We start from the raw sequence: 13,114 nt of genomic DNA, 5'->3' as shown, positions 1-13,114 counted from the left end.
GACTACTCGCTCAGGGGGTCCGCCACGTCACGTTCAGCTAGTAGGGTGACGGGCTCGGGGGCCCACTCGGCAGCAGAGAGGTGGGGTACGGGGACATGACCGTCGGGACCAGCAGGCCGAACCGGACACCGGAGGCCGCCCTGTGCCGCACCGGCGGTCCCGAGGTGTCCGGGGCCGTGTCCACGGTCGACCCGGACGACCTCCCCGACGGGCTGGTCGTCGCCGACGAGACCGGCCGCGTCGTCTGCTTCAACGAGGCCGCCGTGCGCATCACCGCCGTCTCGAAGGCCGACGCCATCGGCGCCCCGCTGGAGCGCGCGCTGCCACTGGAGGATCTCAAGGGCCGCCGCTGGTGGACGGTGACCGACCCCTACGGCGGACTCGCCATCCGGGTCGGCCAGCCCGAGCGCAACCTCCTGCTACCCGGCGGCCGCGAGGTCCTCGTGTCCGCGCGCTACGTACGCGACGTACCCACCGGGCCGCTGCGCCGGCTCGTCGTCAGCCTCCGCGGCACCGAGGCCCGGCGCCGTACCGAACGCAGCCACGCCGAACTGATCGCCACCGTCGCCCACGAACTGCGCTCCCCGCTGACCTCCGTCAAAGGTTTCACGGCGACCCTGCTCGCCAAGTGGGAGAGGTTCACCGACGACCAGAAGCGGCTGATGCTGGAGACCGTCGACGCCGACGCGGGCCGGGTCACCCGGCTCATCGCCGAGCTCCTCGACATCTCCCGCATCGACTCCGGCCGGCTTGAGGTCCGCCGCCAGCCCGTCGACATCGCCGCCGCCGTCGTCCGCCACGTCCAGGCGCACACCGCCGCCGGCCAGGCGCCCGACCGGTTCCTCGTCCGCATCCGGCCGGGACTGCCCGACCTGTGGGCCGACCCCGACAAGATCGACCAGGTCCTCGGCAACCTGCTGGAAAATGCGGTGCGCCACGGGGAGGGAACCGTCACCATCGAGGTGGCGCCGGCACCGGCGAAGGACGACGAGAAGGGCACGGCAGTCACCGTGAGCGATGAGGGCCCCGGCATCCCCGAGGAGTCGATGGCCCGTGTCTTCACCCGCTTCTGGCGGGGGAGCAAGCGCGGCGGCACCGGCCTCGGCCTCTACATCGTCAAGGGCATCGTCGAGGCGCACGGCGGGACGATCACCGTCGGCCGGGGACCCGGCGGCGGCGCCGAGTTCCGATTTATCCTGCCCGTCGGCACTCCGGCCCACCTCCTGTAGAGGCCGCCGGCCGGCCCACGGGCTCATCCGCATCCCCCGCACCCCGTTAGACTCGGCCTTTGGCACCTTTGCGTCCTCGGTCGTCCCTGGTCGACGTGCGGGGTCCCCAGCCAGCCCATTCGGAAGTACGGGAAGAGATGTCCGCACCCAATAAGTCGTACGACCCTGTTGAGGTCGAGGCACTGAAACCGGAAGAGATCGAGCGCATGCGGGACGAGGCGCTCGCCGCCTTCGCCGCCGCCGCCGACCTCGAAGCGCTCGCGCAGGCGAAGTCCGCGCACGCCGGTGGCACCTCGCCGCTCTCCCTTGCCAACCGCGAGATCGGCGCGCTGCCGCCGCAGGCCAAGGCCGAGGCCGGCAAGCGCGTGGGCCAGGCCCGCGGCGCCGTCAGCAAGGCGCTGGCCGCACGCCAGGTCGAGCTGGAGGCGGAGCGCGACGCCCGGGTGCTCGTCGAGGAGTCCGTCGACGTCACGCTGCCCTACGACCGCGTCCCGGCCGGTGCCCGCCACCCGCTGACCACGCTCATGGAGCGCATCGAGGACGTCTTCGTAGCCATGGGCTACGAGGTGGCCGAAGGTCCCGAGGTCGAGACCGAGTGGCTCAATTTCGACGCGCTCAACATCGCCGCCGACCATCCCGCCCGCGGTGAGCACGACACCTTCTTCGTCGCCGACGCCGACGGGAAGTCGGACTCCGGCGTCGTGCTGCGCACGCACACGTCGCCCGTCCAGGTCCGGTCGATGCTGGACCGCGAGCCGCCGGTCTACGTGATCTGCCCCGGCCGCGTCTACCGCACCGACGAGCTGGACGCCACCCACACCCCGGTGTTCCACCAGGTCGAGCTGCTCGCCGTCGACGAGGGCCTGACCATGGCCGACCTCAAGGGCACGCTCGACCACATGGTCCAGGCACTGTTCGGGGAGGGCATGAAGACCCGGCTGCGGCCGAACTTCTTCCCGTTCACCGAGCCGTCCGCCGAGATGGACATGGTCTGCTACGTGTGCCGCGGCGAGTCCGTCGGCAACCCGGACCGGCCCTGCCGCACCTGCTCCAGCGAGGGCTGGATCGAGCTCGGCGGCTGCGGCATGGTCAACCCGAAGGTGCTGATCGCCTGCGGTGTGGACCCTCAGAAGTACAGCGGATTCGCCTTCGGGTTCGGCATCGAGCGGATGCTGATGTTCCGCCACAACGTCGAAGACATGCGAGACATGGTCGAGGGTGACGTCCGGTTCACCCGGCCGTTCGGGATGGAGATCTGATGCGGGTCCCGCTTTCTTGGCTGCGGGAGTACGTCGACCTGCCGGCGACGGAGACCGGCCGTGACGTCCAGGCCAAGCTCATCTCCGCCGGCCTCGAGGTCGAGACCGTCGAGCAGCTCGGCGCCGGGCTCAAGGGCCCCCTCGTCGTCGGCCAGGTCCTGACCATCGAGGAGCTCGACGGCTTCAAGAAGCCCATCCGCTTCTGCACCGTCGACGTCGGCCAGGCCAACGGCACGGGCGAGCCGCAGGAGATCGTCTGCGGCGCCCGGAACTTCTCCGTCGGCGACAAGGTCGTCGTGGTGCTCCCCGGCGCGGTGCTGCCCGGTGACTTCGCGATCGCCGCCCGCAAGACGTACGGCAAGACGTCCCACGGCATGATCTGCTCCGGCGACGAGCTCGGCATGGGCGACGACGGCAGCGGCGGCATCATCGTGCTGCCGCCCGAGCACGAGGTCGGCACCGACGCGATCGAGCTCCTGAAGCTCGTCGACGAGGTCCTCGACATCGCCGTCACCCCGGACCGCGGCTACTGCCTGTCGATGCGCGGTGTCGCCCGCGAGGCGGCCATCGCCTACGGGCTGCCGCTGCGCGACCCGGCACTCCTCGACGTGCCCGCGCCCAACTCCTACGGCTACGAGGTCCAGGTCTCCGACCCCGTCGGCTGCGACCGCTTCACCGCGCGCACCGTCGTCGGCCTGGAGCCCGAGGCCCGCTCCCCGATCTGGCTGCAGCGCCGGCTGCAGAAGGCCGGGATGCGCCCGATCTCCCTCGCCGTCGACATCACCAACTACGTGATGCTCGAGCTCGGCCAGCCGCTGCACGCCTACGACCGCTCCCGTGTCGACGGGCCGATCGGGGTGCGCCGCGCCCGGCCCGGCGAGAAGCTCACCACCCTCGACGGCGCCCAGCGCGTCCTCGACGCCGAGGACCTCGTCATCACCGACAACCGCGGCCCCATCGGCCTCGCGGGCGTCATGGGCGGGGCCAACACCGAGATCGCGGACGCCCAGCCCGACCCCGAGACCGGCCGGATCGCCGGCACGACCGAGGTCGTGATCGAGGCAGCGCACTTCGACCCCGTCGCCATCGCCCGCACGGCGCGCCGCCACAAGCTGTCCTCCGAGGCGTCCAAGCGCTTCGAGCGGGGCGTCGACCCGCAGGCAGCGGCCGCCGCCGCGCAGCGGACCGTGGACCTGCTGGTACTGCTCGCGGGCGGCACCGCCGAGGCCGGCGTCACCCAGATCACCGCGGCCGCCGCGCCGCGCACCGTGACGATGCCGGCCGACCACCCCGACCGGGTGGCGGGCGTCGCGTACGGGCGCGAGACCGTGGTGCGCCGCCTCCAGGAGGTCGGCTGCGACGTCCTGGGCCAGGACGAGCTCGTCGTCACCGTCCCGTCGTGGCGTCCCGACCTCGCCCACCCGAACGACCTCGCCGAGGAGGTCATCCGGCTCGAGGGCTACGAGAACCTGCCCTCCACGCTGCCCACGCCGCCGTCCGGCCGCGGCCTCACCGCCCGTCAGCGGCTGCACCGCCGCGTCGGCCGCGCGCTGGCCGGTGCCGGGTACGTCGAGGCGCCGAACTACCCGTTCGTCTCCGAGCAGGTCTTCGACCAGCTCGGCCTCGACGCCGACGACCCGCGGCGCACCGTGGTCAAGCTGGTCAACCCGCTGAACGACGAGGAGCCGGCGCTGCGCACCACGCTGCTGCCCGGACTCCTCGCGACCCTGCGGCGCAACGACGGGCGCGGCAGCCACGACCTGGCGCTCTTCGAGACCGGCCTCGTCTTCCGGCCGACCGGTGACGAGGTCCGTGCGGCCCAGCTGCCCGTCGACCGCCGGCCCACCGACGAGGAGATCGCCTCGCTGAACGGGGCCCTGCCGCGCCAGCCGCGGCGCGCCGCGGTCGTCCTCGCCGGCGCCCGTGAGCAGGCCGGCTGGTGGGGCAAGGGCCGCCCGGCCGACTGGGCCGACGCGATCGAGGCCGCGCGGCTGCTCGGCCGCGAGGCCGGTGCCGAGCTCACCGTGCGCGCGGACCAGCACGCGCCGTGGCACCCCGGCCGCTGTGCCGCGTTCTACGCGACGGTCGACGGCGAGGAGATTCTCGTCGGCCACGCCGGTGAGCTGCACCCGCGCGTCCTCAAGGCACTGCACCTGCCGGCCCGCACCTGCGCGATGGAGATCGAGCTCGACCTCCTGGAGCAGGCGGCCGAGGGTGCCGTCCGGGCCCCGAGCATCTCCACCTTCCCGGTGGCCACGCAGGATGTGGCGCTCGTCGTCGCGGACGACGTGCCCGCGGCGGACGTGGAGGCCGCGCTGCGCGAGGGCGCGGGCGAACTGCTGGAGGCGGTCCGGCTGTTCGACGTGTTCACCGGCGAGCAGATCGGCGAGGGCCGCAAGTCGCTGGCGTACGCGCTGCGGTTCCGTGCGCCGGACCGCACGCTGACGGTCGACGAGGCGTCGGCCGCGCGCGACGCGGCGGTGTCGCTGGCGGCGGACCGCACGGGAGCGGTGCTGCGGGGCGCGTGACGCCCCGGGGCGGGGGGGCACTGCCCCCGGGCCCCCGCTTCAGCCGTTGGCGGCTGGTTTTTTCTGGCGGTGTTCGTGGGTTCGACGCCCGCCGCGCCGGGGCTCCACCTGGGATCCCGCGCCTCAATCGCCGGCGGGGCCGGTTTTTCCTGACGGCGTTCGCCCGCTGCGACGCCTTCGGCGGGGCTCTGCCCCGGGCCGGGTGCCTCAGTTGCCGGCGAGGCCGGGCGGACCCCCTCAGCCGTTGCGGGGCCGGGGCGGCACCCGCCTCCGGACGTATCGCGGGCCGGGGCGGAGCCCAGGTCCGGGAAGGGGCGGGGTGGGGGCTACTTCACGGTCGACGCGGCATCGCCCCCCATTCCACGACCGCGTGCGGGGCCGGCGCAGTCGGGGGAAGCACTGCGCCGTACCGTCCGGAACCCTCCAATCGCCCAAGGGCCTGTGCTGCCTCGACTGCCGGCGCGGCCGGCGCCGTCCGCCCTGCCGCGGAGTGTCGGGCAGATCAGCAGGGCAGACGGCGCGAGGGGGGCCGCCGCACTGTACGAGGGGGAGCCGGCGGCCCGGCCGCCTCTGTGAGAGGCAGTTCAGTCAACCGGCGCCCGGTGTGCGCCGGGAGAGCACGCACGGTGCGGAACGGGGCACTTGTTTCACACCCCGTGCGAATCGTCCTCCACTAGGCTGAGGCGGACCGAGGCACCGGAGGGGCCCATGCAGCCCAACACCCTGCTCGACGCCCTGCTCGACGAAGCGGGCATCTCCCACGCCGGTCTCGCGGCGCGCGTCAATCAGGCCGGCCGGGCCAGAGGACTGTCGCTGCGCTACGAACACACCGCGGTCGCCCGCTGGTTGAAGGGCCAGCGCCCGCGGGGCCAGGTGCCCGATCTGATCTGCGAGGTCTTCGCCGCCCGGCTGCGCCGGGTCGTCACGCTCGACGACATCGGTCTCGGCGTACCGGGCGAGCTCGCGCCGCCGCAGGGGGCGTCGCTGTCCGGCTTCGTGGAGCGCGCCACGGCCCTGTGGCGCTCCGACGAGCAGCAGCGTCCGCACATCGTCGAGGCCCCCGCTGTCACCGGCACCCCGGCCGTGATGCCGGTCTGGGAGTGGGAGAACCCTCCGGAGGACGCGGACGTCTCCCGCGCCGGCCGGACACACGTGAGCGTGGCCGACATCGAGATGCTCAAGGCCGCCCGCGCGCACTACGAGCTGATGTACCGCAAGGCCGGCGGGATCGCGACCCGCTCCCGCGTCGTCGGCTTCCTCAACGCCGAGACCGCCCCGCTGCTGCGCGGATCGTACAGCGACACCCTCGGCCGCCAACTGCACCGCGCGACCGGCGGACTTGTCGCCGTCGCCGGGATCTGTGCGTACGACTCCGACGCCCACGGGCTCGCCCAGCGCTACTTCCACCAGGCGCTGCGCCTGGCCAAGGCCAGCGGCGACCGGGGGCTCGGCGCGTACGTGATCGCGCTGCTCGTCAACCAGTCGCTGTTCATGGGCGAGTACCGCCAGGCCGTGGCTTTCGCGGAGGCCGCGCTGCGCGCCGCCGGGCGCCAGATCACCCCGGCGCTCGCGGCCGACCTGTACGCGATGCAGGCCAAGGCGTACGCCCACCTCGGCGACGCGGCGAGCGCCCTGCGCTGCATCCGCCGGGCCGAGTCGGAGGCGGAGCGGATTCGTCCGGGGCACGAGCCGGACGAGACGGGCTACGTCCAGCCGGGACTGGTCAACGTCCAGGTGGCCGAGGCGCTGTTCAGCCTGGGTGACCTGGCCGCGGCCCGCGAGCACGCGGCGGCCGCGGTGGACACCCCCGCGCACGACCGCGGCCGGGTGCACCGGCTGGCGATGCTCAGCCAGATCGAGCTGCGCCAGGGCGAGGCGGACCGCGCGGCGCGGACGGCGGCACGGATGGTGGAGCGGGCCAAGGGGATGGAGTCGCAGCGGCTGCGGGACCGGCTGCGGGCCGTGCGCGAGCATCTGGTGACCAGTGACTGTGCCGACGCCGCCGAGGCGGCCCACCTCATCGACGGAGCGCTGCGCGTTCCCCTCTGAGCCGGGTCCTGCTGCCATATTGCCATCGACTTGACGGAAGGTGGCACAAACGTGCAGTGGACGAACTTAAGCGAACGAACTGTTTATGAGAACCGTTGGTTCAGGGTCAATCTGGCGGATGTCGCACTCCCCGACGGCCGACACCTGGACCACTTCCTGATTCGCCTCCGCCCGGTCGCCGTCGCGACCGCGGTCAACGAGGCCAACGAGGTGCTGATGCTCTGGCGGCACCGCTTCATCACCGACAGCTGGGGCTGGGAACTCGCCGCGGGAGTCGTCGAGGACGGCGAGAGCGTCGCCGACGCGGCGGCCCGCGAGATGGAGGAGGAGACCGGCTGGCGTCCCGGTCGCCTCCGCCATCTGCTCACCGTCGAACCGTCCAACGGCCTCACCGATGCCCGGCACCACCTCTACTGGACCGAGGACGCCACGTACATCGGCCACCCCGAGGACGACTTCGAGTCCTCGCGCCGCGAGTGGGTACCGCTCAAGCTGGTGCCCGACATGATCGCCCGCGGTGAGGTACCGGCCGCCAACATGGCGGCCGGACTGCTGATGCTCCACCATCTGCGCCTGGGATAGGGGCCACGGGCCCGGCCTAGGGGCTCACCGCCTGCCACACCGCGACGGCCAGCGCTCCCAGTGCGGTGAGCGCCGCGACGGCGGGCAGGGGCCAGCGGGCGTGTTCGAGCGCCCCGACGCGGGCGGTCAGATCGGCCAGTTCCCGGTCGATCTGGTCGCCGCGCTGGGCCAGTAGTGCCAGTTGGCCGTCGATACGGGCCAGTCCCACGTCGATGCTGCGGCGGAGTTCGGCGAATTCCTCGACGGCCACTAAGTGATCGGGGTCGGTGGACACGGATGCTTCTCCTGTTCGGGTAGTCGTACGCGGACCCTTGCTGAGCGGGACCGAGTCAACTCGCCCTGACGGGAGGGCGGGAGCGTGCGCGCATGGCATATGCGGGCACGCCCCGCGCACCCCGTGTGAATTTTTGTTCGAATTCTCCTGCCGGCTGTGCGTCAGGAGTACGTGTAGAAGCCCGAGCCGGTCTTCCGGCCGAGCCGGCCCGCGTCGACCATCCGCTGGAGCAGCGGAGGAGCGGCGTACAGCGGCTCCTTGTACTCGGCGTACATGGAGTCGGCGACCGAGGCGACCGTGTCCAGGCCGATCAGGTCCGACAGCTTCAGCGGGCCCATGGGGTGGGCGCAGCCCATCTCCATGCCGTTGTCGATGTCCTCGCGGCTGGCGATGCCCGACTCGAACATCCGGATCGCGGAGAGCAGGTACGGGATGAGCAGGGCGTTCACCACGAAGCCCGAGCGGTCCTGCGCCCGGATCGGGTGCTTGTCCAGCACCTGCTGCACCACGGCCTCGGAGCGCTTGATCGTCTCCTCGGACGTGGTCAGCGCCGGAATCAGTTCGACCAGCTTCTGCACCGGGGCGGGGTTGAAGAAGTGGATGCCGATGACCTGGTCGGGACGCGAGGTCGCGACGGCCAGCTTCACCAGCGGGATCGAGGAGGTGTTGGAGGCGAGGATCGCGTCCTGCCGGGTCACCACCTGATCGAGTACCTGGAAGATCTCGGTCTTGACCTGCTCGTTCTCGACGACGGCCTCGATGACGAGATCGCGGTCGGCGAACTCCCCGAGGTCGGTCGTGAAGGACAGGCGCTCCAGAGTGGCGTCGCGCTCCTCCTCGGTGATCTTGCCGCGCTCGGCCGCCTTGGTCAGGGAGTTGTACAGTCGGGTGCGGCCGATCTCCAGCGCCTCGCCCGTGGTCTCGGCCACCTTCACCTCGAGGCCGCTGCGGGCGCACACCTCCGCGATGCCCGCGCCCATCTGGCCGCAGCCCACCACTCCGACGCGTGCAATGTCGGCCATTGAGTCCGTCACCTCATGCCTTTCGCTGGTCCTTCGGTCGGCAGGTCCCCCGTACGGTTCCGGCGCCCGCCGACCCCCCGACGTTACTCCGGATGTGTGGGTGGCCGAGCCGCAGGGGCGGGCATGCTCTGCGGGACACCACAATCGCTACCGTCAGTGACAAAGGTGAGCATATGGGTCGTATCGGGAGAAGAGGGTTTGTGGTCGCGGCGGCCGGAGCGCTGGCCGCACTCGCGACGACCGGGGAAGCGGCGGCCTCCGCGACGCGCTCCTCGGCAGGGGCCGGGACACCAGGGGGAGGGGTGCCGATGGGCAGGGCCGCACAGGGCAAGCGGGCCACGCGGGAGTTCCGCGGGATGTGGCTGGCGACCGTCGGCAATCGCGACTGGCCCTCCGTGCCGGGGCTGAGCGCGGCCGAGCAGCGCGCCGAACTGCTGGCCCGTCTCGACACCGCGGTGGAGCGCCGGCTGAACGCGGTGATGTTCCAGGTGCGGCCGACGGCCGACGCGCTGTGGCCGTCGCCGTACGAGCCGTGGAGCCAGTACCTCACCGGCGTCCAGGGGCGGCACCCCGGCTGGGACCCGCTCGGCACCGCGGTGCGGGAGGCGCACCGGCGCGGCCTGGAACTGCACGCGTGGTTCAACCCGTACCGGGTGGCGATCCACGCGGACCCGTCCCGGCTGGTGCCCTGCCATCCGGCCAGGCAGCACCCGGACTGGATCGTTCCGTACGGCGGGAGGCTGTACTACAACCCGGGCATCCCCGAGGTCCGCGCCTTCGTCGAGGACGCCATTCTGGACGCCGTCCGCCGCTACGACATCGACGCCGTGCACTTCGACGACTACTTCTACCCGTATCCCGTCGCCGGCCAGTACTTCGACGACGACGCGGCCTGGGCCCGCTACGGCAGGGGATACCGGGACCGGGCCGCCTGGCGCCGGGCCAACGTCAACCTGCTGGTGCGGGAGACGGGCGCGCGGATCACCCGGATGAAGAAACAGGTCCGCTTCGGGATCAGCCCCTTCGGCGTGTGGCGCAACGCCTCCACCGACCCGGCCGGGTCCCGCACGACGGCGGGCGTTCAGACGTACGACGACCTGTACGCCGACACGCGCAGGTGGGTCAGGCAGGGCTGGATCGACTACGTCGTCCCCCAGGTCTACTGGCACATGGGCTTCGCCGCCGCCGACTACTCGACGCTGGTGCCCTGGTGGTCCGCCGTCGCCGACGGCACGGGAGTCGACCTGTACATCGGCGAGGCGCTGTACAAGGTGGGAGTCCAGGGCCAGCCCGCGGCATGGCACGACCCCGCGGAGCTCTCCCGCCACCTCACGTACGCCTCGCAGTACCCGCAGGTGCGCGGTCACTGCTTCTTCTCGGCACTGGAGGTGGGGGCCGATCCCCTGGGGGCCATGACGAAGGTGGTGGAGGACCACTATCCGACCCGGGTGCGGACGGGGGGCTGACCCCGGCGCCCGCGCTCCCGGCCGGGGATGGTGCGGTCAGGTCTTCTCGTGGTGCTGGACCACGCAGTCCGGTCCGGGAGACAGCACCGCTTCGTGCCCGTCGTCGAAACGGACGCGGTACGGAGGAGTGCCGTCGGGTCCCAGCACCTTGAGGACTTCGGCGTGCTTGTCGTGCTGCCCCACGATTCTGCCGTGTACGAGCAGCGTGTCGCCCTCGTTTGCTTGCATCGGGAGTGACCTCCTCGACAGCCGGTCCGTTTGGGTGGGTCGTTTCGAGTCTACGGCCGGGGGTGCGTCGCGCATCCCCGGCCGCGGACCTCAGGTGCGGGCCCGCTGGGTGACCGCGATGCACACGAGGACGCCCACGGCGGCGACGGGGGCCGCGGGGGACAGGCTCTCGCCGAGCAGGGCCACCGACCAGACCAGGGTGAGCAGCGGCTGAGCGAGCTGGAGCTGGCTGGCGCGCGCGATGCCGATCTCGGCCATGCCGCGGTACCAGACGTACAGCCCGAGGAAGGTCGATCCCACCGCGACCCAGACCAGTCCGGTCACGCCCTTGGCGGTGAGGTGCACCGGCTCGGCGGAGAGCGCGACGACGGCCCCGGCCGCGCTCAGCGGCAGACACATGACCAGCGCCCAGCCGATGACGTGCCAGCCGGGCATCACCGAGGCGAGCCTGCCGCCCTCGGTGTAGCCGGCGGCGCAGACCAGCAGGGCGCCGAAGAGATACAGATCGCCCGTCTGCAGGGCCCCACCGCTCTGCTGCACGGTGAAGGCGATCACGACCACGGCTCCCGCCAGCGCGGCGGCCCAGAACGTGGGCGACGGCCGGCGCCCCGTGCGCAGGGCCGCGAACACCGCCGTGGTCAGCGGCAGCAGTCCCACGACGACCGCGGCGTGCGAGGTGGTCGAGGTCTGCAGGGCCAGGGTCGTCAGCAGCGGGAAGCCCACGACGACCCCGCCGCCGACGACCGCGAGGCCGACCCAGTGGCGGCGCTCCGGGACACGGACGCGCAGCGCCAGCAGGAACCCGCCCGCGACGAGCGCCGCGAGGACACCGCGCACAGCGACCAGGGACCAGGGGCCGAAGCTGTCCAGGCCCCAGACGGTGGAGGGGAAGGTCAGCGAGAAGGCGACGACGCCGAGTGCGGCGAGGACCGTGCCGCTGCTGACCGCTATCGCGGTGATGGAAGTAGCGCTATCCTGTGCTGTCATGCAAGAGCGTAGCAGTGTGGCTGAACTGGCGAACTCGCTGAAGCGGGAGCTGGACCGCTACTCACCAGGCGGGAAGCTGCCGTCGAGCAGGGCGCTCGTCGAGCGCTACCGCGTCTCGCCGGTGACCGTGTCCCGGGCGCTCGCGCAGCTCGTCGCCGAAGGACTCGTCGTCACCCGGCCCGGTTCCGGGGCCTTTCGCGCACACCCGCGCACCGACACCCGGCCGGCCGGCGACACCTCCTGGCAGGAGGTCACCCTCAGCGCCGACGCCGCCGCCGAGGCCGTACCGCGCGCCGTCGACGCGTCGGGAGTCCTCGTCACCCTGGCCGTGCCCCCGACAGGCGTCGTCGAGTTCAACGGCGGCTACCTGCACGCCTCGCTCCAGCCCGAACGCGCCATGGCCGCGGCCCTCGCCCGGGCCGGCCGGCGCCCCGGAGCCTGGAGCCGACCGCCCATCGACGGCCTGCCCGAACTGCGCGAATGGTTCGCCCGCTCGATCGGCGAGCCCGTCGGCCCGGCGGACGTCCTCGTCACGGCCGGCGGCCAGTCCGCGCTGACCACCGCCCTGCGCGCGCTCGCCCCGCCCGGCTCGCCCGTCCTCGTCGAATCGCCCACATACCCCGGCATGCTGGCCATCGCCCGTGCCGCCGGGCTGCGGCCCGTCCCCGTCCCGTTGGACGCCGACGGCGTGCGCCCCGGCCTTCTCGCCGCCGCCTTCCGCGCCACCGGAGCCCGCGTCTTCGTCTGCCAGCCGCTCTTCCAGAACCCGACCGGCGCGGTCCTCACGTCCGAGCGCCGCCCGGAGGTGCTGCGCGTCGCCCGCGAGGCGGGCGCGTTCGTGATCGAGGACGACTTCGCGCGGCGCCTCGTCCACGAGGACGCGGGCCCGCTGCCCCGGCCGCTCGCGGCCGACGACCACGACGGTGTCGTCGTCCACGTCAGCTCGCTCACCAAGGCCACCTCGCCCAGCCTGCGCGTCGGCATGCTCGCCGCCCGTGGACCGGTGCTGGAACGGCTGCGCGCCATCCACGTCGTCGACACCTTCTTCGTCCCCCGGCCCCTCCAGGAAGCCGCACTCGAACTCGTCGGCGCACCCGCCTGGAACCGCCACCTGCGCGCCGTAACCGCCGAGCTGAAGGTCCGCCGCGACACCATGACGGCCGCGCTGCGGCTCCAGCTGCCCCACCTCGCCCTGCCGCACATCCCCTCCGGCGGATACCATCTGTGGCTGCGCCTGCCCGACACGGTCGACGAGAGCGCGCTCGTCGCCGCGGCCCTGCGGGCCGACGTCGCCGTGGCCCCCGGCCGCCCGTACTTCTCCGCCGAACCGACCGCCGGCCACATCCGCCTGAGCTTCGCGGGCGTCGCCGGCGTCGGCGAGATCACCGAGGGGGTGCGCCGGCTGCGCGCCGCCTACGAGGCTGACGCGGTGACGGGCGGCCCGGGATTACCGCGATGACAGCCCCGGCACCGTTGTGCGACGCTCCCGG

11 protein-coding genes are annotated in these 13,114 nt (G+C 72.5%); 7 read left to right on the top strand and 4 right to left on the bottom strand.

Annotated elements, in window-relative coordinates:
* Positions 1-95 precede the first annotated feature (95 nt).
* The 5 genes from ACLB9X_RS24815 to ACLB9X_RS24795 all read left to right on the top strand — a co-directional run bounded on the left by ACLB9X_RS24815 (position 96) and on the right by ACLB9X_RS24795 (position 7,647).
* Positions 96-1,229, top strand: coding sequence for an ATP-binding protein (locus ACLB9X_RS24815; RefSeq protein WP_410362593.1), 1,134 nt, complete (start codon positions 96-98; stop codon positions 1,227-1,229).
* Positions 1,230-1,366: 137 nt separating this feature from the next.
* The gene (gene pheS / locus ACLB9X_RS24810; protein ID WP_410362592.1) at positions 1,367-2,488 is read left to right on the top strand and encodes a phenylalanine--tRNA ligase subunit alpha; all 1,122 of its coding nucleotides are present in this window, start codon (positions 1,367-1,369) and stop codon (positions 2,486-2,488) included.
* On the top strand, positions 2,488-5,016 hold the full coding sequence (pheT, locus tag ACLB9X_RS24805) for a phenylalanine--tRNA ligase subunit beta (protein WP_410362591.1): 2,529 nt from the start codon (positions 2,488-2,490) through the stop codon (positions 5,014-5,016). Before pheS ends, pheT begins: the two co-directional genes overlap by 1 nt.
* Positions 5,017-5,724: 708 nt before the next feature.
* The gene (locus ACLB9X_RS24800) at positions 5,725-7,065 is read left to right on the top strand and encodes a transcriptional regulator (RefSeq protein ID WP_410362590.1); all 1,341 of its coding nucleotides are present in this window, start codon (positions 5,725-5,727) and stop codon (positions 7,063-7,065) included.
* A gap of 51 nt (positions 7,066-7,116) precedes the next feature.
* Positions 7,117-7,647, top strand: coding sequence for an NUDIX hydrolase (locus tag ACLB9X_RS24795; RefSeq protein ID WP_410362589.1), 531 nt, complete (start codon positions 7,117-7,119; stop codon positions 7,645-7,647).
* Between the two features lie 16 nt (positions 7,648-7,663).
* On the opposite strand, the gene ACLB9X_RS24790 is transcribed toward ACLB9X_RS24795, so the two are convergent.
* The gene (locus ACLB9X_RS24790) at positions 7,664-7,921 is read right to left on the bottom strand and encodes a hypothetical protein (protein ID WP_410362588.1); all 258 of its coding nucleotides are present in this window, start codon (positions 7,919-7,921) and stop codon (positions 7,664-7,666) included.
* Positions 7,922-8,082: 161 nt separating this feature from the next.
* Positions 8,083-8,943 carry a 3-hydroxybutyryl-CoA dehydrogenase gene (locus ACLB9X_RS24785; protein WP_410362587.1) on the bottom strand — a complete coding sequence of 287 codons (861 nt, stop codon included), beginning with the start codon at positions 8,941-8,943 and terminating at the stop codon, positions 8,083-8,085.
* Between the two features lie 173 nt (positions 8,944-9,116).
* Here ACLB9X_RS24785 and ACLB9X_RS24780 point away from each other — a divergent pair, with 173 nt between their 5' ends.
* Positions 9,117-10,409: a glycoside hydrolase family 10 protein gene (locus ACLB9X_RS24780; protein ID WP_410362586.1), complete on the top strand. Its 1,293-nt coding sequence runs from the start codon at positions 9,117-9,119 to the stop codon at positions 10,407-10,409.
* A 36-nt stretch (positions 10,410-10,445) separates the two neighbouring features.
* Here ACLB9X_RS24780 and ACLB9X_RS24775 read toward each other — a convergent pair whose 3' ends face one another.
* Both ACLB9X_RS24775 and ACLB9X_RS24770 read right to left on the bottom strand, forming a co-directional pair.
* Positions 10,446-10,637, bottom strand: coding sequence for a DUF1918 domain-containing protein (locus ACLB9X_RS24775; protein WP_410362585.1), 192 nt, complete (start codon positions 10,635-10,637; stop codon positions 10,446-10,448).
* Between the two features lie 90 nt (positions 10,638-10,727).
* A complete protein-coding gene (locus tag ACLB9X_RS24770) occupies positions 10,728-11,624 on the bottom strand; it encodes a DMT family transporter (RefSeq protein ID WP_410362584.1) in 897 nt (298 codons plus the stop codon).
* On the opposite strand from ACLB9X_RS24770, the gene ACLB9X_RS24765 reads away from it, so the two are divergent.
* Complete coding sequence (locus ACLB9X_RS24765) at positions 11,623-13,083, top strand: PLP-dependent aminotransferase family protein (RefSeq protein ID WP_410362583.1); 1,461 nt, start codon at positions 11,623-11,625, stop codon at positions 13,081-13,083. The two genes, ACLB9X_RS24770 and ACLB9X_RS24765, sit on opposite strands and share 2 nt — an antisense overlap.
* Positions 13,084-13,114 lie beyond the last annotated feature (31 nt).

The sequence above is a fragment of the Streptomyces sp. 5K101 genome (assembly GCF_046506645.1).
GTDB lineage: Bacteria > Actinomycetota > Actinomycetes > Streptomycetales > Streptomycetaceae > Streptomyces.
This window is presented reverse-complemented; position numbering and strand designations above follow the sequence as displayed.

Coding starts and splice junctions, on each gene's coding strand:
- ACLB9X_RS24815 (WP_410362593.1), top strand. CDS start 96: ATGACCGTCGGGACCAGCAGGCCGAACCGGACACCGGAGGCCGCCCTG.
- pheS (WP_410362592.1), top strand. CDS start 1,367: ATGTCCGCACCCAATAAGTCGTACGACCCTGTTGAGGTCGAGGCACTG.
- pheT (WP_410362591.1), top strand. CDS start 2,488: ATGCGGGTCCCGCTTTCTTGGCTGCGGGAGTACGTCGACCTGCCGGCG.
- ACLB9X_RS24800 (WP_410362590.1), top strand. CDS start 5,725: ATGCAGCCCAACACCCTGCTCGACGCCCTGCTCGACGAAGCGGGCATC.
- ACLB9X_RS24785 (WP_410362587.1), bottom strand. CDS start 8,943: ATGGCCGACATTGCACGCGTCGGAGTGGTGGGCTGCGGCCAGATGGGC.
- ACLB9X_RS24780 (WP_410362586.1), top strand. CDS start 9,117: ATGGGTCGTATCGGGAGAAGAGGGTTTGTGGTCGCGGCGGCCGGAGCG.
- ACLB9X_RS24775 (WP_410362585.1), bottom strand. CDS start 10,637: ATGCAAGCAAACGAGGGCGACACGCTGCTCGTACACGGCAGAATCGTG.
- ACLB9X_RS24765 (WP_410362583.1), top strand. CDS start 11,623: ATGCAAGAGCGTAGCAGTGTGGCTGAACTGGCGAACTCGCTGAAGCGG.
- ACLB9X_RS24770 (WP_410362584.1), bottom strand. CDS start 11,624: ATGACAGCACAGGATAGCGCTACTTCCATCACCGCGATAGCGGTCAGC.